At 64.3% G+C, this 21,204-nt stretch carries 13 protein-coding genes; 7 read left to right on the plus strand and 6 right to left on the minus strand.

The window, feature by feature from the left end:
* Nucleotides 1–128: 128 nt before the first annotated feature.
* From EDF57_RS00580 to EDF57_RS00595, 4 genes are all read left to right on the plus strand, one after another.
* Nucleotides 129–2,861, plus strand: a complete 2,733-nt coding sequence (locus tag EDF57_RS00580; RefSeq protein ID WP_134092744.1) for a TonB-dependent receptor — start codon at nucleotides 129–131, stop codon at nucleotides 2,859–2,861.
* 113 nt (nucleotides 2,862–2,974) lie between these two features.
* The gene (locus EDF57_RS00585) at nucleotides 2,975–4,540 is read left to right on the plus strand and encodes a sodium:solute symporter (RefSeq protein WP_132262324.1); all 1,566 of its coding nucleotides are present in this window, start codon (nucleotides 2,975–2,977) and stop codon (nucleotides 4,538–4,540) included.
* A gap of 38 nt (nucleotides 4,541–4,578) precedes the next feature.
* Nucleotides 4,579–5,469, plus strand: a complete 891-nt coding sequence (locus tag EDF57_RS00590) for an N-acetylmuramic acid 6-phosphate etherase (protein ID WP_134092745.1) — start codon at nucleotides 4,579–4,581, stop codon at nucleotides 5,467–5,469.
* Between the two features lie 6 nt (nucleotides 5,470–5,475).
* Complete coding sequence (locus EDF57_RS00595; RefSeq protein ID WP_132262327.1) at nucleotides 5,476–6,204, plus strand: GntR family transcriptional regulator; 729 nt, start codon at nucleotides 5,476–5,478, stop codon at nucleotides 6,202–6,204.
* Nucleotides 6,205–6,240: 36 nt separating this feature from the next.
* On the opposite strand, the gene EDF57_RS00600 is transcribed toward EDF57_RS00595, so the two are convergent.
* A complete protein-coding gene (locus EDF57_RS00600) occupies nucleotides 6,241–8,334 on the minus strand; it encodes a PKD domain-containing protein (RefSeq protein ID WP_243840812.1) in 2,094 nt (697 codons plus the stop codon).
* Between the two features lie 239 nt (nucleotides 8,335–8,573).
* On the opposite strand from EDF57_RS00600, the gene EDF57_RS00605 reads away from it, so the two are divergent.
* Both EDF57_RS00605 and EDF57_RS00610 read left to right on the plus strand, forming a co-directional pair.
* A complete protein-coding gene (locus tag EDF57_RS00605; protein ID WP_134092746.1) occupies nucleotides 8,574–9,749 on the plus strand; it encodes an ROK family protein in 1,176 nt (391 codons plus the stop codon).
* A 146-nt stretch (nucleotides 9,750–9,895) separates the two neighbouring features.
* On the plus strand, nucleotides 9,896–10,168 hold the full coding sequence (locus EDF57_RS00610) for a hypothetical protein (protein ID WP_134092747.1): 273 nt from the start codon (nucleotides 9,896–9,898) through the stop codon (nucleotides 10,166–10,168).
* A gap of 186 nt (nucleotides 10,169–10,354) precedes the next feature.
* Here EDF57_RS00610 and EDF57_RS00615 read toward each other — a convergent pair whose 3' ends face one another.
* Together EDF57_RS00615 and EDF57_RS00620 are read right to left on the minus strand one after the other, a co-directional pair.
* Nucleotides 10,355–11,404, minus strand: coding sequence for a dihydrodipicolinate reductase (locus tag EDF57_RS00615; RefSeq protein WP_134092748.1), 1,050 nt, complete (start codon nucleotides 11,402–11,404; stop codon nucleotides 10,355–10,357).
* Between the two features lie 88 nt (nucleotides 11,405–11,492).
* On the minus strand, nucleotides 11,493–12,245 hold the full coding sequence (locus tag EDF57_RS00620; protein ID WP_134092749.1) for an SDR family NAD(P)-dependent oxidoreductase: 753 nt from the start codon (nucleotides 12,243–12,245) through the stop codon (nucleotides 11,493–11,495).
* A 254-nt stretch (nucleotides 12,246–12,499) separates the two neighbouring features.
* Here EDF57_RS00620 and EDF57_RS00625 point away from each other — a divergent pair, with 254 nt between their 5' ends.
* Nucleotides 12,500–13,312 (plus strand): SDR family NAD(P)-dependent oxidoreductase, encoded by an 813-nt coding sequence (locus tag EDF57_RS00625; protein ID WP_208324768.1) that lies wholly within the window; start codon nucleotides 12,500–12,502, stop codon nucleotides 13,310–13,312.
* Between the two features lie 58 nt (nucleotides 13,313–13,370).
* On the opposite strand, the gene EDF57_RS00630 is transcribed toward EDF57_RS00625, so the two are convergent.
* The 3 genes from EDF57_RS00630 to EDF57_RS00640 are packed head-to-tail and all read right to left on the minus strand — an operon-like array spanning nucleotide 13,371 to nucleotide 20,962.
* A complete protein-coding gene (locus tag EDF57_RS00630) occupies nucleotides 13,371–14,891 on the minus strand; it encodes a glycosyl hydrolase (protein ID WP_134092751.1) in 1,521 nt (506 codons plus the stop codon).
* Nucleotides 14,892–14,927: 36 nt separating this feature from the next.
* On the minus strand, nucleotides 14,928–17,639 hold the full coding sequence (locus EDF57_RS00635) for a glycoside hydrolase family 2 TIM barrel-domain containing protein (RefSeq protein ID WP_243840813.1): 2,712 nt from the start codon (nucleotides 17,637–17,639) through the stop codon (nucleotides 14,928–14,930).
* A gap of 44 nt (nucleotides 17,640–17,683) precedes the next feature.
* Nucleotides 17,684–20,962: a glycosyl hydrolase gene (locus EDF57_RS00640; RefSeq protein ID WP_243840814.1), complete on the minus strand. Its 3,279-nt coding sequence runs from the start codon at nucleotides 20,960–20,962 to the stop codon at nucleotides 17,684–17,686.
* Nucleotides 20,963–21,204 lie beyond the last annotated feature (242 nt).

Genomic DNA, 21,204 nt, shown 5'->3' on the forward strand with positions numbered 1-21,204 from the left:
ATACCACACCTTTACATATCCATGACAGGTATGCATGGTGAATGAGTCCGGAAAGGGCATGCCGTCGAGTCTTCGGGTCGCACCAACACACGACGGAACAGGGTTCAGGGAAGTAGTGAGGAAGTCTAATGGTTAAGTCACAACGACATACCGTGGCCGTGGCGGCGCTTGCCATCGCCCTTTCGCAAGTGCCGGTTGCTGCCTTCGCGCAGTCGGCAGGCAGCGCCGATGCAGGCGAAGCCGCAACCGGCGCCGACATCGTCGTCACCGGCACCCGCATCGCGGTTCCGGGACTGACGTCCAGCAGCCCGGTCGCCTCCACCGGCGAGGAGCAGATCAAGCTCCAGTCGGCGCTGACGGTCGAGGACTTTTCCACCAAGATCCCGCAGCTTTCGGGCGGCGTTCGCCAGGGCTCGCAGGGCAGCGACGCTTTCGGCGCCCAGGTTCTGGAACTGCGCAACTTCGGCCAGAGCCGTTCGCTGGTCCTGATCGACGGTACCCGCGCGACGCCGTTCAGCTTCCGCAACTCGGCCGACGTCAACGCCATTCCCGCCTCGTTGATCAAGCGCGTCGACGTGCTGACCGGCGGCGCTGCCGCGGTCTATGGCGCGGACGCCGTGGCCGGCGTGGTCAACTTCATCCTCAACGATGAGTTCGAAGGCATTCGCGGCACTGCCACCAGCCGTCTGTCCGAGCATGGCGGCGCGCAATACGGCGGCTCGCTGATGGTCGGTACCGGCCTGGGCGACCGCGGCCACATCGTCATCGCGGCCGACTATACCCAGCGCGACCGCATTCGCGCGGGCCAGCGCGACTGGGCGGAAACACCGAACCAGACGATCCCGAGCATCGGCGGTGTCTTCACCGACTTGGCAAGCGGTCGCAAGTTCGGCTTCACCGACAGCGGTGACTTCACCACGAACCCTTCGGCCACCTCGAACATCTCGGATACTTATCCGCTGGTCTCGCCGCTGAAGCGCATCAATGTCGCGGCGCTGTTCAAGTACGAGATCACACCCCAGGTCGAGATCTACGGCCGTGCGATGTACACCAATTCGCGCACGCAGGAGACCGGCACCCCCGGCGCAACGCCGGCCTCGGTCAACCGCACCGTCTCGATCAGTGAGAGCAATCCCTACCTCACGGACGATATCCGCAACCAGCTGACGTTCGTGAACGGCACCGCGCGCGTGAACGTCTCGCGCTCGCTGGCTGAACTCGGCCTCATCAATTACGAGACCGAGCGCAACACGCTGCAGTTCCAGACCGGCCTGCGCGGCCCGCTGACCAATGCGGTCAAGTGGAACGTCTATGCCCAGTACGGCCGTTCGACCGAGAACACGCTCATCACCGGCGATGGCCTGGTCACCAGCCCGACCGGCGCGAACAACTTCGATTCCATCGTCAACAGCGTGAACATCTTCGGTCCGAACCAGACCGAACTGGCCGATGCGCTGGGCAGCACGATCAACGGCTTCAACCGCAAGCGCGACCAGTTCGTGACCGCGGCCACGCTGAGCGGCACGCTGGAAGAGCTGTTCTCGCTGCCGGCCGGCCCGATCGGTTTCGCCATCGGCGCCGAGTATCGCCGCGAAACCGCCAGCATCGATCAGGACACCGCGCTCCTTACGGGCAATACCTATCGCCAGGGCGTGCAGGCTGCCTACAGCGGTTCGTTCGACGTCAAGGAACTCTATGGCGAAATCCTGGTGCCGGTCCTGCGCGACCTGCCCCTGATCCGCAAGTTCGACGTGGGCGGTGCCTACCGCCTGTCCGACTACAACATGTTCGGCACGCACGGCACCTGGAAGGTGGAGGGCAACTGGGAAGTCGATCGCAACCTGCGTCTGCGCGGCACTTACCAGCGCGTCCTGCGCACCCCGAACTTCGGCGAGTTCGCGGCCGGCATGTCCTCGCTGCCGTTCAGCAACCTCGTCACGGTCGATCGTCTGAAGCCGCGCTACGGCGGCGATCCGTGCGTGCTCGGCACCGGCGATGCCGCCCAGTGCGCCCGCTTCGGCGCGCCTGCAGTGGGTTCGGCGAACTCGAACGCGGCCAGCTACCTCACCGGCAATTACTATTACGGCGGCAACCCGGACATCAAGCCGGAGACCGGCTATACCACGACGCTCGGCGCCGTGTTCACGCCGACGTTCCTGCCCGGCCTGAACCTGACCGTCGACTGGTACGAGCTTGACCTGCGCGGCGCCGTGGGCGTGATCCAGCCGATCGCGGCGATCACCAGCTGCTATGTCACCAACCCCACGGCGACCAATCCGCTGTGCTCGCTGGTGACCCGCAATGCCGACGGCACGTTCAAGGATGCCTTTGTCAACAACCAGAACCTGGGCCGACTGCTCCAGCGCGGTTTCGACATCTCGGCCAGCTACACGCTGCACCCGGACTTCGTGCCGGGCACGGGCGTGCGCCTGAGCTACCAGGGCAATATCGTCACGTCCTACCTGATCCAGGCGAACTCCACGGTTTCGGCCGTGCAGTGCAAGGGCACTTTCGGCGCCACCTGCTCCAGCGATGGCACCACCCTGGTACAGCCTGACTATCGCCACACGGTGGGCCTCTCGTGGCTGTTCGACAAGGGTGTGATCCAGTTCGACTGGCAGCGCATCGGCAAGGTGAAGTCGAGCACGGTCGGTTCGACCGAGACGATCTCGGCCCAGAACACCTTCGACCTATCGGCCTCCTACGAGTTCACCGACGCGATCACCTTCAGCGCCGGCATCTACAACCTCTTCGACAAGAATCCCCCCTATGTGTCGACGGGCGGTGTCTTCAACACCTTCCCCGATACTTATGACATTCTCGGACGCACGATCGGCTTCTCGCTGACCGCGCACCTCTGAGGATAACCCACCCTGCGCGGCGCCCGGTCAACCTCCTCCTCCTCCGACCGGGCGCCCGCTTTTTTGTCAGGCCCTGAAGACCGATTTCAGGGCCGGGTCCGGAGATGAATTCGATGACGCTGCCTTTCTCGATGGCGGACTGGCTGGTGATCGCCGCCTACCTGCTGCTGCTGGTCGCGGGAGGCTGGATCTTCACGCCGCGCAAGACCGAATCCGCGCATGACTACTTCCTGGCGGGCGGCAGCGTTCCGGCCTGGCTCGCGGCCATCTCGGTGTTGTCCGCCACCCAGTCCGCAGCCACTTTCCTGGGCGGGCCGGATTACGGCTATCACGGCGACCTTACCTATCTCAGCGGCAATATCGGCGGGCTGATCGGCGCGATCTTCGTTGCCCATGTCATGATCCCGCGCTTCTACGCCATCAAGGCGACGACGGCCTATGAACTGCTGACCTTGCGCTTCAACGAGAAAGCGACGCGCTGGGCAGGGGGCATGTTCCTGGTCGGCCGCGTCTTCGCAGGCGGCGCGCGCGTCTATCTGGCCGCCATCGCGCTGGCCATGGTCATCACCGGCACGGTCGAGGCCCAGGGCATCATGATCGCCGCCGCCGTGCTCATCGTGGCGAGCGTGCTCTTCACGTTCGTGGGCGGCCTCAAGTCGGTGCTCTGGAACGACCTCATCCAGTTCGTGGTCTACCTGGGATCGGCGATCGCGGTGCTCGTCTTCCTGCGCCTCTCGATCCCCGCGTCCACCGGCGAGATCATCCAGGGCCTTTCCCATACGCCCGAAGGCGTGAACAAGCTGAAGTTCTTCGATTTTTCGATGGACCTTTCGCGTCCCTTCTCGATGCTGGCCATCGTGCTCGGCCTGTCGCTGCTCTACATCGCGAATGCCGGCATGGACCAGGACACGACGCAGCGCCTGCTGGCCTGCAAGGACGCCAAGACCGGCGCGCGCAGCCTTTACCTCTCGGTCTTCGCGACGCTGCCGGTGGTGGGCATGTTCATCGTCATCGGCCTGCTGCTTTATGTCTTCTACGACCGGCCCGACCTGATGGGCGGCGCCACGGCGGCTGCCGGCAACCAGTTCGGCGGCGAGAAGATCAGCATCTTCATGCACTACATCCTCACCCAGCTTCCCGGCGGCCTGCGCGGACTGGTGACCGTGGGCATCTGCGCGGCGGCCGTCGCCACCACGAACTCGGCGCTCAACGCCATGTCCTCGGTGCTGGTCCAGGACTTCTACCGCCCCTGGCGCGAGAAGCGGGGCACCGCGCCAGAGCATCACTTCGTTTCGGCGGGGCGCGTGGGCATGGGCGTGATCGGCTTTGCCATGTTCGTCATGGCCGTGGTCTCGTTCTACTGGCAGCGCTACACCGACATGGGGCTGCTGGAATTCGCCCTGCAAGTGATGGTCTTCACGTACGCCGGCCTGCTGGGTGTCTACTTCACCGCGCTGTTCACCGGACGGGGCACCACCGGATCGGTCATCGCCGCGCTTCTCGTCGGCTTCGTCACGATCCTGTTGCTCCAGCCTTCTATCGCCCATGCCATCGGCCTTCCGGCCGCTCTGAGCAGCCTGTCGTTCCCGTTCCAGCTTTGCATCGGCACGGTCATCGCTTTTGCGATCTGCGCCGCGCCGGCGGGATCGGGCAAGACGATGGCCCCTGTTGAACGTTGATCCCCGAACGTTGATCCCCACAAGGGACAAAGGATACCATGAATACTGAAGCGCTCGACGCCCGATACCTCGATCTCGACCTCTGGCCGACCGAACTGGCCGTGGAGGCCATGCTTGAAGGGCAGATGGCGGCCATCGCCTCGATCCAGTCGCAGACCCGGGCGATTGCCCGCGCGGCCGAAGCGGCGGCGCTGCGGCTGGGCGATACCGGCCGGCTGGTCTTCGTGGGGGCGGGCACCTCGGGCCGCCTTGCCGTGCAGGACGGCACGGAGCTTTATCCGACGTTCGGCTGGACGATGGACCGCATGGTCTTCCTCATGGCCGGTGGCATCGGCGCCCTGACCGAGGCTTATGAAGGCGCCGAGGACGATGTCGAGGCCGGCCGCGCCGAAGTGCGCGAACGGGGCATCGGCCCCTCGGACGTGGTGATCGGCGTCGCTGCCAGCGGCCGCACGCCCTACACCGTCGCCGCGATCGAGGAAGCCCGCGCCGCGGGTGCGCTCACCATCGGCATCGCCAACAATGCCGGCTCGGTCCTGCTGGACACGTCCGAACATGCCATCTTGGCCGTCACCGGCAGCGAAGTGGTTGCCGGTTCCACCCGCATGAAGGCGGGCACTGCGCAGAAGGCCGTGCTGAACCTGCTGTCGACCGCGATCATGCTGCGCCGCGGCCTGGTCTATCAGGGCCGCATGGTGGCCATGCGCATTTCGAATGCGAAGCTCTTGCAACGGGGGCGGACCATGGTTCAGGATATCGCCGGGGTCGACGCCGAAGTCGCGGCCCGCGCGCTGGAAACGGCAGGAAACGAAATCCGGCTCGGCGTGATCGTCGCGCTGGGCGTTCCTCTCGCAGAGGCGAACACGCTGCTCGAAGACAATGGCGGCAATCTGCGCCAGGTCCTGCAACTGCTGGAAAAGCGAGACTGATCGACGATGCGCGACATTGCCTGGACCCGCAGCGAAGAGGGCACGCCGCTCTATCTGCAGCTTGCCCGCAGCCTGCGCGAGCACATCAGCAGCGGTGCGATCGATCCGGGCAGCGCGCTCCCATCCGAACGGGACCTCAGCGAGATGGCGGGCCTGTCGCGCGTTACCGTGCGCAAGGGAATCGAGCAGCTCATCGAGGAAGGCGTGCTGTTCCGCAAGCAGGGCTCGGGCACTTTCGTGGCCAAGCGGATCGAGGCACCCGGCGCCAGGCTCAGCAGCTTCAGCGACGATACCCGCTCGCGCGGGGAAAACCCCGGCGTGGTGTGGATCAACAAGGCCTATGCGCAGCCGACCGAGGAAGAGGCGGCGGCGCTGGAAATCCCCGCCAACGCTTCCGTCGCCCGGCTGGGCCGCGTCCGCCTGGCCGGCGGGGAGCCGCTGGCGATCGAACATGCCGTAATCCCGGCGCAGTTCATGCCGGACCTGACCGCGCTCGGAGATTCGCTCTACCAGGCGCTCGACATCCACGGATTCCGCCCGACTTCCGGCACGCAGCGCGTCCGCGCCTCACTGGCGACCCCGACCGAGGCCGGCATCCTCTGCGTGAAGCAGAATTCCGAAGTGCTGCGCATAGAGCGCAAGACCCGCATTCCCGACGGCCGGATCGTCGAGTTCACCCGTTCGGTCTACCGCGGCGATCGCTACGAGTTCGTCACGGAACTCAAGGAAATCTGACCGCGAAGACGGGCCGCGTCCCCAAGGGCCGGGCCGCTATTTCACGACGACCCTGACGCGCCCGAGGTTCTGGATGCGGGCAAAGGGCGTATTCTTGTCGCCCTCTCGCTGCGACGTGCCGCGCAATGTGGGGAAATAGGTGCCGGGCCGGGCGAAGGTGTGAGCCGCCGTGACGGTCGCCGAACGGGCTCCGGAGCGGATTTCGGATTCGACAGGGAAAGTGCCCGCGCCGTCGAAATCCCATTGCGCCGCGACGATTGCGCCGGCGCCGGGCGGAACATCGATCTTGCCGACGAAAGTGACCTTCTGGCCCGCCTTGACCTCGGCCCGAACACCCCCCGCGACCTTGAGGTCGATGACCGGCTGCACGCCGTGACGATCCGCCGCCCCGGCCGGGACGACGATCTGGCCATCGTCGAAGCGGTAGCTGGTGGAAGCGGGCGGAGCGATACCTTTCTCCACCCAGAGCGCCAGGTCGCGCAGGGCCTGATTGAGCACCGGCACATAGGTGATGGTATGCGTCGGGTCTTCGGGGTCTGAATCGCCGTGGAGCGCATGGTCGGTGTACCAAAGGCGGAAATGATCGTCCGTCGCAGCGCCGAAGTGAGCGGTGACGAGGCCGCGATACCAGTCGGCCGACCAGGGGAAGGCCTCGCGGTCCCAGAGGGATTCCACCAGGATCATCTTCCCATCGAAATTGCCTTTCGGCACCGAACCGGCGGTCGCCTGCGTGAAGACAGGCCCCAGCAGCATGGGCCGCTGCGGATAGAGCGGCTTGCCGTCTGCTCCGCGGAACTGGTTCCAGACCTTGAATTCGGGGCCGGGGACCTGGTGGCGATGGTAGGTCTGCGCGGCCAGGAAGTTCGAATTGTCGAGACTGACTTCGTCGCCCGCTGCCAGCTTGGCGGCCACGGCGGGATCGACGATGCCCAGCACCGCCACGTCGCCTTCGATGCGGCTGACGGTGAGGCGCGCGCCCTTGGCGGCGCCGGACTTGACCATCAGGTCGCCGCCCAGGAATTGAACGCTTGGCGGCGCCTTGGCGAGGCGGACGGCGACCACGTTCTTCGCTTCCTTGCCCTGCAGGGCGGCGAAACTGTCGTCCACATTGCCCTGGACCTTGCCGTCGGTGACGCCGGTGTGGATCTTGAGGCGCGCTGCTTCGGCCGCCGTGATCGGCGCTGAGATCGCCGTTTCATGCTGCAAGCGATAGCCGGCGAAACTCTCGGGATGGTCGAAGCCAAGATATCCGGGCTTCGTCCAGAAATCGGTGAAATAGCCGGGATCGGCCATCAGCACGCCGCCGTAGAGCGCGGCGAAGCCGTGGATCCCCATCGTCTTCCAGCCGAACCACGATTTCGGCGGGAAGCCCATGCGCGTCACTTCGCGCAAGGCCGAGGCCTGTTCCGCGCTGAGCCCTGCATAAGGATCGCCGCTGCCGCCCGGCTCCATGGCGTCGACAATCTGCGGGAACTTGTCCTGAAGCAGGCGCATCGCGTGCATGCGCACCGTGAACGAGTTGGGGATCGCCATGCTCGAACCCAGCACGTAGGGCACCGCGCCATCCCAGACGCCGCGCGTGTTTTCCATCGAACCGACCGTTCGGTAGCCGCCGCCGCTGCCGCCATAGGCATAGCCGTAGGGCCGCTTGCCGCCGTACATCTTCACCGCGACCACGCGCGAATACTGCGCGGCCGCGGCATTGGCGCGGTAGGCGCCGATCGTGGGATCGCTCGATCCATATCCGGCTACGGCCGGACCGCCGCCATTGGTCTCGACGAAATAGGCCCCGCTCGCGATTGCGAAGGACAGCTTGTCGTTGGTGGGCGTCGTCGCCCGCTGGGCCAGGTTCTCATTGTCCGGGGCGGGGGTGAAGTGCTGGAAGAACCGGCCCTGGTATTGATCCTTGGGCGGGAAATAGAACGAGAAGCGCGTGTCCGTGCCCTTGAAGCCGCCATGGACGTAGCGATGGCGCACCGGCGCATCGCGCCATTCGTCGATGTCGATATAGGGCTCTGCGAAAGTCGCATCGGGCACGGCGGCAGGCTCCTGTTTGGCCGCTACGCTCTGGGCATTGGCAGCGGAGTGGTCGATCGCCGCCATGGCCATGGCGGCCGTTACAGTGAGCAATCCAGCCAGTTTCAAGCGAGAGGGATTTGCAGAAGGCATTCCTGTGCTCCGTGCTGCCATGATCCGGTGAGGGCGCCTTGCCCGCAGTCCAGCCAGTGTTGGTCTTGCCGAAAAGGTCGTTCGTTCGCGGCCTTGGGTGGCATAACCGAGATGGGCTGTCGCGAGGAAATTTTAGAGATTAAAATAATCGCCCGGGCGGCGCGGTTGCATGCGCATGGCGTTTGGCCGATGACAGCGCGATGCGGCTCACCGATCAGGAATTCAACCGAGTGCTCGTGCTGAAGAAGCTGCGCGCCAGCGAGCCCGTGGCCCGGACGGATCTGGTCGGCCTCACCGGCCTCACCGGCGGAACCATCACGGCCATCACTGCCGATCTGGTCCGGCGCGGGATCGTGATCGAGGAAAAGGTGGCCACCTCGGGCCCGGGCCGCCCGCGCGTGAACCTTCGGATAAACCCGCAAGGACGCTACGTCGTCGGCACCACGCCCACCAACGAGGGCGAACTGCTGACGGAGATCGTCAATCTCAGGGGCGAAAGCCTCGGCTTCGCCAAGGCAGCGCTGACGCGGGACACGACCATCGAAGGTCTCGCACGGCAATTCATAACGGCGCTGGAACAGGCCCTTGCCGAGTGGGGTGTCCCCCGGGAGGAGATCTACCGTATCGGCATCGGCATTCCCGGCATCGTCAACAATCGGACGGGCATTGTCGAGCATATCATCTCGCTGGAATCCGGGCCGGTGGACTTCGGCGGCATCGTCGGCGGGGCGCTGGGGGTTGCCACTCTCATCGACAACAGCACCAATCTGCTGGCCCGCGCGGAGCATTGGTACGGCGCCGCTGCCCATGCGGACGATTTCACCCTGATCAACATCGATCTGGGGATCGGTGCCGCCTTGTACCGCGGCGGCCAGCTCGTCACCGGGGTCCACGGCATGGCCGCCGAATTCGGGCATACCAAGGTCGTGCCCGACACGGGCAGAGCCTGTTACTGCGGCGGCATCGGCTGCCTTCAGGCTTATTGCTCCGTGCAATCGATCATGGAGCAGTCCTGCGCGCAACTGGGCAGGCCCTTGCCCGACTTTGACAGGATGAATGCCGCTTTCGACGGCCTGATGGCCGAACAGGCCGCGGGCAGGATCGACATCGGGCCGATACTGGAACAGGCCAGCCACTATCTCGGCGTGGCCGTTGCCAATCACATCACGATGCAGGACCCGGAGGCCGTGGTCATTCTCGGCCCGAAGTTCGCCATGATCGACGAACTGCGCAGCATCTTCTTCGATGCCCTGGAGCGAAACACGTTTCCAGCGCTGCGCCGCCGCACGAGGCTCCACTTCAAGCTGGGAGACAAAAGCGCCTACGCGCGCGGTGCAGCCGCCATGGTGCTGGAACAGATCTATCGCTGCTCCTGACGCGGCGCGGGAGGTTGCAACCGGCAATCTGGCCAAAGGGTCTGGCGCGCCTATAGCCCGAACTGTCGCAAAAACCTGAAATGCGGGCACTCGGACGTGCCGTTCCCAGTTCTCGAAACCGTGCCGCGTTTCATGGCGCGGCGCGATTGTCGCCAGAAGAAAAGGGAAAGGGTCTGCAAATGCACGTTTCATACCACACACCCGCGCGGCTGATCCGCTATGACGGCCAGTTGGATAAAGCTGGCTCACTCGCCGCTGGGCTGGTCAAGGACGGGCCCTTGGGAGAACTCGTGCAGGAGGCAGTTGCGGATCCCGCGCATGAGCTTTGGCGCTATGCGGTCGTGGCCGAAGACGATCCCGACAACGAAGCCGCCGACATCCTGCGGCTCAGTCTGCGTTGGCCCAGTGTCAGCCACTGACCCATTCTCAGCCACTGACCTAGTCTGAGCGGTTAACACCCACTTTTAATCGAGTGCCGCCAGCTTGCACCATGGCGGCTCTTCCTGCCGGCCCTCGGATTGAACCCTCGCCGTTCGCGCGAAAGTTTTAGGTTGGATCGAGGTAGTGTTGTGCGCGTGCTTCCAGCTGACTGGAAAGCGCTGGGGCTAACCCAAACGGGCCACGACCGGGGGCAACGATCCGGTCGTCAGGATACCGGGAGGAGCGGCGCAGATGCTGGAAACTGCGTTGACGGGACGATGCGCCGTCAGGTTGGGTAGCGTTGTCTGGCGATCGGCGTGGGGAATGGGAAAGCCGATGCTGATATCGAGCGGCGTGTCCCCCTCGACGGTGACCCGCCACCCATCTCCGCGCAGTTCCCAGGCGGGATCGAGTTCTTCGGTGACGAACCAGTTGCAGCGAAAACGCATGACGGGCGTTCCGCCGCGGTAGCCGGTCGTCACCATCCGCTGCCCGGCAACCGAGCCCGCTGGAATGGTGCTTTCGTGGAGTTTAACGGGACGTTTGGCGAGCGCGACTTCGCTGGAGACTTCGAAACGCTCGATGTCGATGCCGACCGCCTCGGCCAGCGCGCGCAGGGAGTGGTTGAATACTTCGTCCCGCTCGTAGAAGGGGCGCCGGGCGAAGGCCTCGGGCGTTTCGCCGAAGCCCATGATTCCGACCAGCATCTCTTCCGAACACCCGTCGATGCAGTTGGCAAATTCATCGATGGTAAGAAGATCCAGTCGCCGTGCGAGCGACAGCAGGACGAGAGGCAGGGCTTCGGTGATGAAGCCGGGGCTGCTGCCGGAACTGTGCAGCGTGGCGCCCCCGTTGCGGCATGCCGCTTCGATCCGCGCGCGGATCATGGGCTCCATGCTTCCCGGATGGAAGAACTCCGCCCGCGTGGAAGAGATGTTGATGCCGTTTTCCAGAAGGGCGCAGACGTCATCGTAGTCGGTCAGTTCGGGCATGTAGAGCACGCAGTCCGGCTTGAGCGCCAGCACCGATGCCAGGTCCCGTACCGCCTTGATGCCGGTTGGGGGCATTCCGCATAGCGCGCCGGCATCCTTGCCTTCCTTGGCGGGCGAATAGACCTTGACGCCGACAAGCTCCATGTCGGGGTGCGTGAGCACGGCGCGCATGGCTGCCGCGCCTACCGTGCCAGTGGCCCATTGCACGATGCGCAGCTTTCGAGCTTCCGATGGCTTGGTCATTGTGTTTGCTCCCAGGTGTTTCCAGGTGACGCAGTCCCGGCGGCGGACATCGGCGACTTGCTGATGGTTCGCCGCCGCCGATGCTTCGTTATCCGATGAACATGCCGCCATTGACGGCAAGGACCTGGCCGGTGACGTAGCTTGCACCGTCAGAGGCGAGGTATTCGCAGGCTGCTGCGATATCGCCGGGGGTGCCGGGACGCGGGATGGGAATATGCTGGGAGATGACTTCCAGCGGCGGGAAAGTCCCGGCAGCAATACCGGCCTCGGCCATGGGGGTGGCAACGACCGAGGGCGGGATGGTGTTGACGGTAATGCCTTGCCCGGCAAATTCGCGGGCGAGAGACCGGGTCAACCCGATCACACCGGCCTTGGCGGCGGAATAGTGCGCGCGGTCTCCGGCGCCGGACTGCGCGGCCTGCGACGAGATCGTGATTATCCGGCCCCACCTGGCATCGACCATGTCCGGCAAGGCGGCCTGAACCGTATGGAACACGCCGGTAAGGTTGATGTCGATCATGCGCTGCCAGGTTTCGACGGTGACGTCCTGAAAGGGAATGCCCTCGGAAATACCGGCATTGGCGACCACGATCGCGATCGGGCCGAGTTCTTCGCGAACGGCTTCGTAAGCGGCGTCAATGCTGGCCCTATCGGAAACATCGACTTTGCGCGCGACGATTCGTGCGCCTTGCGCGCGGAGAGCTTCGCTCTCGCGCTTCAGGGCGTCTTCCTGAACGTCGAGGATCGCGACCGGATGGCCCTTGTCCGCGAAAAGCCGTGCGACACCAAGCCCGATACCCGATGCTCCACCCGTGACGACGACGACACGATCGGCAACCATTTGCTCTCTCCCATTTGCGGCGCGCGGCGACTGTTCACCGTGCCTTTTCCTGTCCGGCAGCGATCTTCGACCCTGCCAGTTTATGCGATATTGTGGCGCACAACTTGAAACCTGTCCAGCCTGCAGATAGGCACGCCAGCGCCGCGATTCGATTTCGCGGTGCAGTCGCGACTGGCCCGGGCGGACATCCAGGAGCCGCAATTTCTACGGAAATGACCCAGTCAGGACAGCTCGATGGATAAGGAGAAATGGGGATGCCAGTGCCAGATGTTTCGGACCATTCGATCGATCAACTGATCTCTCTCAAGGGCAGAAGCGCCGTCGTTACCGGTGCGGCCTGGGGTCTGGGGAAAGCCGCGGCGCGGCGGCTTGCAGAGGCGGGAGCTGCCGTTCTCATTGCCGATATCGATGAGGAGGCGGCGGCCGTGACCGCAAGGGAACTGGCCGAGCGGTTCTCTGCGGATGTGACTTCGACCCGTCTCGATGCCGGCGATGCAGCCTCGATTATCGCCGCTGCGGACTTGGCGGAGAACCGCTTCGGCAAGCTGGACATCTGGGTCAACAACGCGGGCATACCCTCGTTTTCACCGCTGCTCGATCTGGAGGTGGAGGAGTTCGATAACGTCCTAGCGATCAATTTGCGCGGCACCTTCGTCGGCGCCAAGGAGGCTGCAAGACGGATGATCGCAAGGGGGCAGGGCGGGGTGATCGTCAACGTCGCCTCGCTGGCCGGGGTCAGGGGGATTTCCGAAGGCCAGGCTGCCTATTGCAGCTCCAAGCACGGGGTGGTGGGCCTCACCAGGCAACTTGCGATCGAACTGGGCGCGCAAGGCATCCGGGTGCTGGGCGTCGCGCCTGGCTTTTCGCTCACCGAAAAGACCATGTTCATTGCCGACTGGGACGAAGAGACCATCAAGAATTGCCCGATCCCCGGGATCGGCACCAGCCGACTGGGCCGGGTCGGTGTGGCCGACGATATTGCCCGGGCCATCCTGTTCTGCGCATCGGACATGGCGATGTTCATGACCGGCAGCACATTACTGCTCGATGGCGGAATGGCCGCGTAAGTCTTGGCTGGTCCCGGGACATAAACAGCCCCGGGACCCGCTGCCATCGCGGCCTGGGTCAGGCGAGCTCGACAAGCGCGAGACCCTCGGCGGGCAGGTCCAGGACCAGGGTGCCGTCTGCATTCAGACGGTGCGTTTCCACCACCGGACGCGAGACCTGGCGCAAATGCGCGATCTGGGCGCGCGAAGGATAGCGGGGAGACCCCATGGCGCGCCAGGCCGGCATGGGCGATCCCCGTTCCCAATCGACGAACCGGACTTCGGCGGTCTTCCGTCCCTTGAGCCCGTCGAATTGCAACGTCATCCGCTTGGCGCCTCCGATGATCTTGCGCTCCGCGGTCATGCCGGGAATTCCTCCGGGCTGATCCACTTCGGCCAGATTCCACAGGAGCACGGAAGTCCGCCCGGTCCTGTCGCGCGATGCCAAAGCAGGCCCTTGTGCGGCGAGGCGCTGCGTCCCCAGGCGATGGAGCAGCCGGTAGGTATTGAACGAGGGCTTGGCGATGCCGTCGATCATCATGCTCCAGCCCATCGAGCCTTCCTTCAGCATGTAGTCGTCGACGCCGAGTTCCTCGTACATGCCGCTCAGCGTCCATTGTGACATGCCGGCGCAGTGCGCCATGCCATTGGCGATCACATGGGCAATCATGGCCGGGCTGTCTGACGACCATTCCGACAGCCACATCGGCTTGCCGGCGAAGGGACCGGCGTCGATCGTGCGGCGGGCGTTGGCAAGGGCCTCGGGAATGACGTCATTGACGCTGCGGCGCGGACCGCCCTTTCCGAAGACGTCGTCCTGATCGTCGCCGGCATAGGCATGCGTTGCGAAGAAATCGACGGGGGCATTGTTCGCCGCGCACCATTGCGCGAAATCCCCGATCCACGCTGTCTTCGAGGTTGCCGGCCCGCCGATCTGGATACGCGGGTCGACCGATTTGATCGCAGTCGCCACAGCCTTGTACATTTCGAAATAGCGCTGCTTGTCACCGGTCCAGAAGAAGGAGAGGTTGGGCTCGTTCCACACCTCGAACGGCCAGCTGCGCACGGTTTCCAGCCCGTAACGCTCTATCATGGCGGCCGTGAATGATGTGATGAAACCGGCGAACTCGGCGTCTGACGTGGGCGGCGTGATGTTGCCGCCGTAAAAGCCGAACTGGGTTTTCCCTGAGGCGAGTTTGCCCGGCATGAAGCTGAGTTCGACATAGGGAGATACGCCCAAGTCGAGCAGACCGTCGTAGACGCGGTGGACGTTGAGCCAGTTCGGCCCGCCGTTCCTTCGCATCTCAAGAATGCTCTTTCCGAACACGCCGAGTTCGTCGTTGAAGATGCCGTGGAACCGGGCGCGCTTGAAACCGGCCTCTGCCAGCCCGAGGCGCATGTCCTGGCGCCATTCTTCGCGCATCGTGATCGCGGCGCGGTCCGAACCTACGCACTCTTCCCATACGTGAGGCAGGGGGCCGGCAATCGCGCGGGTATCGACCCGGACCGTCTCGCCCGGAATATCGGCAGCTCTCGCCCCGCTTGCCGAAAGCGCGGCCGCTGCCGCGCTCGATGCCAGAAACGTGCGTCGATCAAACATGTCTCTCTCCATGGAAATTGTGGCGGCGTCCGGCGCTCACCGCGCGATCTCGATCCCGGCCAGGGCCGCGTTGCCGGAGACGCTCGAAAAATCGAGGATCAGGCGGCCGTGGAGGACGGTCACAGGAAAGGTACGAACCAGTTCCTTGAGAGGCGCTCCGGCTTCCTTCAGGAGATTGAGGCCTTCGATGACCGGTTGGCCATTGGCCTTCACGGCAAGAGACTGATCGGGCGAGGAGGTCTTGCGCGGTTCGAACAAGTGCAGGGTCACTGTCCACTGGCCGTCGGGCAGCGGGATGTCGTAGGAAAAGGCGGCGCCATCGCGCCAGTAGTCGAACAGCGCGGGATCGGCAGCGTCCACTTGACGGATGGGGGCCATCGAGCGTCCGCCAAAGCCGACAAGGTTAAGCACGACGGGCTTGCCGCCCGTCACGAAAGTGTCGGAGCCGAATTGCCGCGTGCCAAGATCGAGCCAGGCAAGGCTGCCGGCGTTGATGCGCAGGCCGTTGCGCTCGACGTCCGGCCCGTTCCACCGGGCGGTATCGCGCAGCGTCTTGCCGCCTTCCGTGGCCGTCACCACCGCCGTATTGGCGCCGGGCCGAAGGGAGACGTTCTTCCATTCGCATACGAATTCGGCGCAAGGCGCCGTGCCGATCGGTTTGCCATCGATCGCCAGCGTCGCGGATGAGGCGGTCGAATAGGCTTTCACGTCCATGACGGGATAGGCGCGGTCGACATACCGCTTCCCCGCGAGATGCAGGGCAGGGGTATCGCTCCATGCGACCTTGTAAAACCAGAACGCATCCTTGCGCTCCCGGCGGTCCGCGGTGACCAGCCCCTTGTCGTTGAGGTCTACGGCATCGCCTTCGTCACGCAGGTCGCTGGAGAAGTCGAACATGGCCCAGACCCAGCTGGCAAAGACGAAATCGCGCTTGGCGATGCTTGGCCAGGTCTGCTCGTGAACCCAGGCCTGATATTCCTCGGGATGGGGGCGCCCGACGAAATTGACGAAGCCGTTCCGCCCATCGTCACTGTGCTGGCTGATCGCGCCGCCCGCGCCATATTCGCTCAGCGACAAGGGCAGGGCAGGGTGATCCCGGTGGAACTTGTCGAGCGTGTCGCCAAGATCGGTCCGCGCCTGCAGCGGGTTGGGATAGTACCAACCGTAATAGCGGTTGTAGCCGATGAGGTCGGCCGTCCCTGCAAGTTTTTCGCCTGCGGTCTGGACCAGCGTCAGCCCTTCGCAGCAGTCCGCAAATGTCGTCGGGCGGTGCGGGTCTTCCTCCTTGGCGATCGCATCGAGGTGCTGGAGCAACGCCAATGGCTTGGGCGGGCTGCCTTTGACACCGAAGCCCTTGGCCGAATCCACTTCGTTGCCGACAGACCACATCAGGATCGAGGGATGGTTGTAGTTCTGACGGATCTGCTCGCGCAGTTGCTGTTCGGCATTGGTCCAGAGCGCTTCAGAACCCTGCCCGCCCGAGACGCTGGGCGTGGTGACGTAGGGCAGCTCCGCCCACACGACCATTCCCGCCTTGTCCGCCAGATCGGACCACGCATCGGCGTGCTGGTAGTGGGCCTGGCGAATTGTGTTCGCGCCAAGCTCCTCGATCAGGGCCATGTCCTCGGCATGCTGTTCGGGCGTGAGTGCCCAGCCTGAGCCCAGCGCGTCCTGATGGCGTGAGACGCCGTGCAGTTTCACATGCTGCTCGTTCAGGAAGAAGCCGGCATCGGCATCGAAACGGAATGTGCGAAGGCCCAGCGGCTGGGACACCCGGTCGAGCCGGGCCTTTCCGTCCGAAAGCGTGGAGGTGACCGAGTAGAGGTAGGGATCGGCCCTGCCGTTCCAGCGATGGGGCCGCGCGATGTTCACGTTCGCGCGCTGCTCGCTGGCCCCGGGCGCCAAAGTCACGGGCTGAACTGAGCGGGCGACGATCTTGCCGCGCGCATCGCGGATCTCGGTCGAGAGCGTCAGGTTACGCGGGGCCGCGCCTGCATTGCGCAGCTTCGTGCGGATTTCGATGGCCGCACTTTCCGGGGTGATCTTCGCGGCGTATGCGTAAACGCCTGGCCCGCCGAAATCGAGCGGATCGATCGAGGCCGCTGGAAGCTGGAGCAGCGAAACCTCGCGGTAAATGCCGCCATGCACGAAGAAATCGCCGGACAGGGGGATCACTTCGGATGTCGAACTGCCGGGTTCTACCTTGCTGTTATCGGCACTGACAACCACGAGGTTACGCTGCCCCGGCTTCCAGGCATCGGTGACGTCGAGGCGGAAGCGGGCGAACGCGCCCTTGTGCGTGCCGACGTGCCGCCCGTTCACCCAGACTTCGGCCAGCTTGCCGACCGCGGCAAAGTCCAGATATTGGCGTTCTCCCGATTTCGCCGCGGGTGCGTCGACCCAGAGGCGGTACCAGCCCACGCCTTGCCGGTTGTCGGTTTCGGTGCCGCGCGTCAGCGCATAGGCCCCGATGTGGTTCCAGCTATGCGGGACCGAGACCTTCTCCCAGCCGCGGTCGTCGAAGCGGGCATCGGTGACGGAACCAGGCGCGTCCCCGAAATGAAACCGCCAGCCCTGGGACAATGCGATCGCCGGCCTTGCGTCATCCGCTTGTGCGTCGCGCGCTTGTGCGTCATCCGATTGGGCGCTGGCGCGATCGGGTGCCGCGAAAGCAGGCGCGGCGAATGCGGTGGCTGTTATGGCCGCACTCAGCATCATCGTCGTCAGCATTCGTTCGATTTTGCCCACTCGCTGCTCTCCTGCTTGTTTCGGCCGATTTTGTTCTTCGAGATTCACCGTTGCAGCAGCAACTGCACCGGACCGAGCAGCCCCGACGGGCGCAAAGGAGCGTCCTTCCGGTATGTCGGAGTTGCGGTCCAGGTCACATTCTTCGCGCCGGCCTCCCCATTCCCAGGCTGAGCGTCGCCGATGAGGCGATTGACCCAAAGGTTGGCAACGCGGATCGAGAGCCGGTTCTTGCCGGCATGCATCTGCGCGCCGATGTCGATGCGATAAGGCTTGTGCCAGGCATAGCCGGCGAATTGGCCGTTCACTTTTACCTCTGCGATCTCGCGCGCCTCGCCGAGATCGAGCAGTAGTGGCTTGCCTTTCTTCCATCCGCGCGGGGCCACGAATTCCTTCGTGTAAGTGGCGATCCCCGAGAAGTAGCGGATCGACGCCTGCGTGTTCTCATTGAGCGGGGAGAGTTCGGCGAGCCGGGTCTCAGGCGGCGCGCCGCGATCGTGTTCGAATGCCACGCTCCATGGACCTGCAAGGAGTGCGGCTTTCGTGAGTTCGACGGGTGCGACCTTGCGGCTGGTCTCGGCGGTGTCCTTGCGGAAAACGACATGCACGGATTCGTCCGAAGCGAGGGACAGGGGAATGGCTGTCACGCCGCCTTGAACCGTAAAGCTGACCGGTTCCGACTTGCCCGTGTCGGCGTGCCACAGTTCCGGTACCTTCCCGGTGACCCGGAAGCGCGCGGTGATCGTTTCGGTGCGGTCCTTCTGGTTGGCGACGAAATAGATATCGCCTCCGGGCAGCCGGCGATGGACGAAGGGGAGCGCAGCGCCCTGCTTTCCGCCTTCGAACGCGAAATCCGGCGCGATGCCGGCTTGGGACAAGGCTCCGGCAAGGTCGGCCGCGGCGATCACCCGGCCTCGCCCGATTTCGGTAACAGGGGATCCCGGCCAGAGTTTTTCGAGCAGCGCCTGGTAGCGCGCAGGGTCTGCGGTCAGGCCCGGATCGCTTGTTGGGCGCGGGCCGATCACCGTCGCGCCGGCCTCCACCAGCTCGGCAATCCGGACGAGAACGGCAAGGCTCATCCTGCTGGCAGAACCTCCCAGATAGAGCACGCGGTACCGGGCGCCTCCCGTGCTCACCAGATCGCTGCCGTCGTTGGAGAGTGCGCCGAGAAGCGCATCGGCGTTCACGAAATCGAATGCGTTGCCGGCAGGAACCTCGGCGACCGGCTTGTCCCCGAACAGGGACGTCAGCGGGGCCTCTTCGCCGTAGAAATAGGCGATGTCGGCGACATTGGTACCTTGCTGAAGCAAGTGGGAATTGCGCGCGATATAGTCCATCCATGGCCGCGCGAGTTCGGCCCAGGCCTCGTTGCGGTTGAAGTCCTGTCCGAAAATGGAAAGGCGCAGGCCAGGTTTTTTGCCCTCCACCGGAACATGGACCGAGGTGTGGATGATGGGGCGATTGACGCCGGTCGCGAATTCGAGATCGATCATCCGCTTGAGGTCGCCTGGGGCAAAAGCCCAAGGCGAAAGCATGGATGTCAGCGATTCCGCGGCGACGTATTTGCGGCCATAGACGTGCGCGACCGAGGCCGCGCCCTTCATGTCGGCAAGATAGCTCGGCTTGGGGCCGCGGTCGCGCTGGAACGACCACATCGCGGACATCGGCACGTCGGCCCATCTGCGCATCGCCATGTCATCACCGAGCAGAGGGCGATGATCTTCCAGCGCTTCGCCGTAGACGATCAGCTCATGATCATGCGCTGCCTTGGCTATGGTCCCATAATGCTCGCTGGCAAGAAGGTCGGCCAGGGTTCGCCGAAAATCGTGGAGGAAGCGCTCGCTCTCCTGGCGCGATCCCACGATCGTCCCGGTGAGTGCGGGCATCCATGGGACGGGATCATACCCGCGCAGCCGCTTGAACTGGGGGATCATCTGCGGCGTCCAGTTCGCGGCGCCGACCTCGATGCTGTCGTTGAGGATTGCCCGGATACCTCTGCGCCCCATCAGATCGGGACCGACCGTCTGGCGGTAAGTCGCGAGATAGTGATCCATGTAGCGCCGGACTGCCTCGGCATCGTACTTGTCCACCTCAAGGCCGGTTGCCTCGAACGGAGCAGGATGGTTCATCGTGCCGACAAGCGAGTAACCGAAGCGAATGATGCGCCATCGCCCCGCGGGCGGTGTCCATTCCAGCGTGCCGTCTGGCCTCAGGCGATCGGTCAGGTCGAGGATCCTGCCGGGAGGCACGCCGGCGGAATCGGCGAGGCCTGCGTCGAGTGGGTAATAATCGGGAACGATGTCGAAACCTGCCTTGGCTTCGACGCGATTGACCCGCTCCTGGCCGGACAGTTCGATCTCGGTGATGCGGATCGAGGTGCTTGGCCTTCCGCCTGAAAACCCGGCTGCCAGCGCTGACAGATCGACACCGGCAGGCGGCGGGGCGATGTCGGGAAGGCTGCTGACTTCCTGAAAGGAGACGCGGAAGTTCCGGGCAGTCACGGGCGCGAATGCCAGCGTGGTGGGGACACGGGCCAGCGGCACATCGGTCACGGTGGTCCATACCCCCGCCGAGACTTCCGCTTCGAGGCTTGCCTTGAGGTTGGCGCCGATGAACTTGCCCGACCCTCCGGGCACGAACAGGGTCATGGCGCGGATTGTCCGGGCAGTCGGATAGCGAACGGCGAGGAGCGTTGGCCCCTTCGCTGCTTTCGCAAGGTCGATCCCGGTCTCGAAATCGCCGTCCGTCAATGTTTTCGCGTCGACAGGCTTCCCTGAACTATCGGCAAATGCCGGAAGGGCTGAGCCCGTGCTTGCCAGTGCCGGCACCGCGAGCACCCTGACATCGCGGTAGAATGGCGCCGGGACATCGGGCGCTTTCTCGTTGATCGTCGAGTTCGTTCCCGATGCTGCGGCTATTGATTGATACGGTCCGGTCACGGTGGGCGGGGCGGGGAGCGTAAGAGTGACGCGCTTTCCGCCGCCCGTTCCGCCGCCAAGTGTAACCTCGCTCCAGACCAGCTTTTTCATGCCGTCGGCCGGGGAAACCCAAGGTCCGCCGGTTTCCGACCAGCCCGGCGAAGAGGCGATGGCCAGTTCGAGACCCAGGCGATCCGCTTCGCGGGTGGCGGCCTTGAAGGCTTTTTGCCAGGCGGGTGTCATGTAGACCAGGCGCTGATCCACGATTTGCGGACTCTGGAGGTTGACGTCGAACGACTGCGCGCCGCCAATCCCCACGCGTTTCATCCAGGCAAGATCCTTGAGGAGTCCTTCCTCGGTGATGTTGCCGTTGATCCAGTGCCACCACACGCGCGGGCGGGCATCCATGGGCGGATCGGAGAAATCCGCTTCGAGTTCATCCGGTGCGCTTGGCGGTACAGCTGAGCCGTCTTGCGCACATGCCAAGGATGAGCACGCAGAGATCGAAAGCAGCAGCAGCTTCAGCGCTGCCGCTTCGGATCGAAATCGCGTTCTCTTCGCCATAGATGTTTTCGCCTGACGTTCGCAGAAGCAGACATGCTTGCCTGAAGCGCATCTGCTCAACTCTCCCAACATCGCGCTTTTGTGCG

The organism is Novosphingobium sp. PhB55 (assembly GCF_004368805.1).
In the GTDB taxonomy this organism is placed as follows: Bacteria; Pseudomonadota; Alphaproteobacteria; order Sphingomonadales; family Sphingomonadaceae; genus Novosphingobium.

What these genes read in the sequence shown, in the direction of transcription:
- EDF57_RS00580 (WP_134092744.1), top strand. Translation starts at nt 129, where the DNA reads ATGGTTAAGTCACAACGACATACCGTGGCCGTGGCGGCGCTTGCCATC.
- EDF57_RS00585 (WP_132262324.1), top strand. Translation starts at nt 2,975, where the DNA reads ATGACGCTGCCTTTCTCGATGGCGGACTGGCTGGTGATCGCCGCCTAC.
- EDF57_RS00590 (WP_134092745.1), top strand. Translation starts at nt 4,579, where the DNA reads ATGAATACTGAAGCGCTCGACGCCCGATACCTCGATCTCGACCTCTGG.
- EDF57_RS00595 (WP_132262327.1), top strand. Translation starts at nt 5,476, where the DNA reads ATGCGCGACATTGCCTGGACCCGCAGCGAAGAGGGCACGCCGCTCTAT.
- EDF57_RS00605 (WP_134092746.1), top strand. Translation starts at nt 8,574, where the DNA reads ATGCGGCTCACCGATCAGGAATTCAACCGAGTGCTCGTGCTGAAGAAG.
- EDF57_RS00615 (WP_134092748.1), bottom strand. Translation starts at nt 11,404, where the DNA reads ATGACCAAGCCATCGGAAGCTCGAAAGCTGCGCATCGTGCAATGGGCC.
- EDF57_RS00620 (WP_134092749.1), bottom strand. Translation starts at nt 12,245, where the DNA reads ATGGTTGCCGATCGTGTCGTCGTCGTCACGGGTGGAGCATCGGGTATC.
- EDF57_RS00625 (WP_208324768.1), top strand. Translation starts at nt 12,500, where the DNA reads ATGCCAGTGCCAGATGTTTCGGACCATTCGATCGATCAACTGATCTCT.
- EDF57_RS00630 (WP_134092751.1), bottom strand. Translation starts at nt 14,891, where the DNA reads ATGTTTGATCGACGCACGTTTCTGGCATCGAGCGCGGCAGCGGCCGCG.
- EDF57_RS00640 (WP_243840814.1), bottom strand. Translation starts at nt 20,962, where the DNA reads ATGGATGCCCGCCCGCGCGTGTGGTGGCACTGGATCAACGGCAACATC.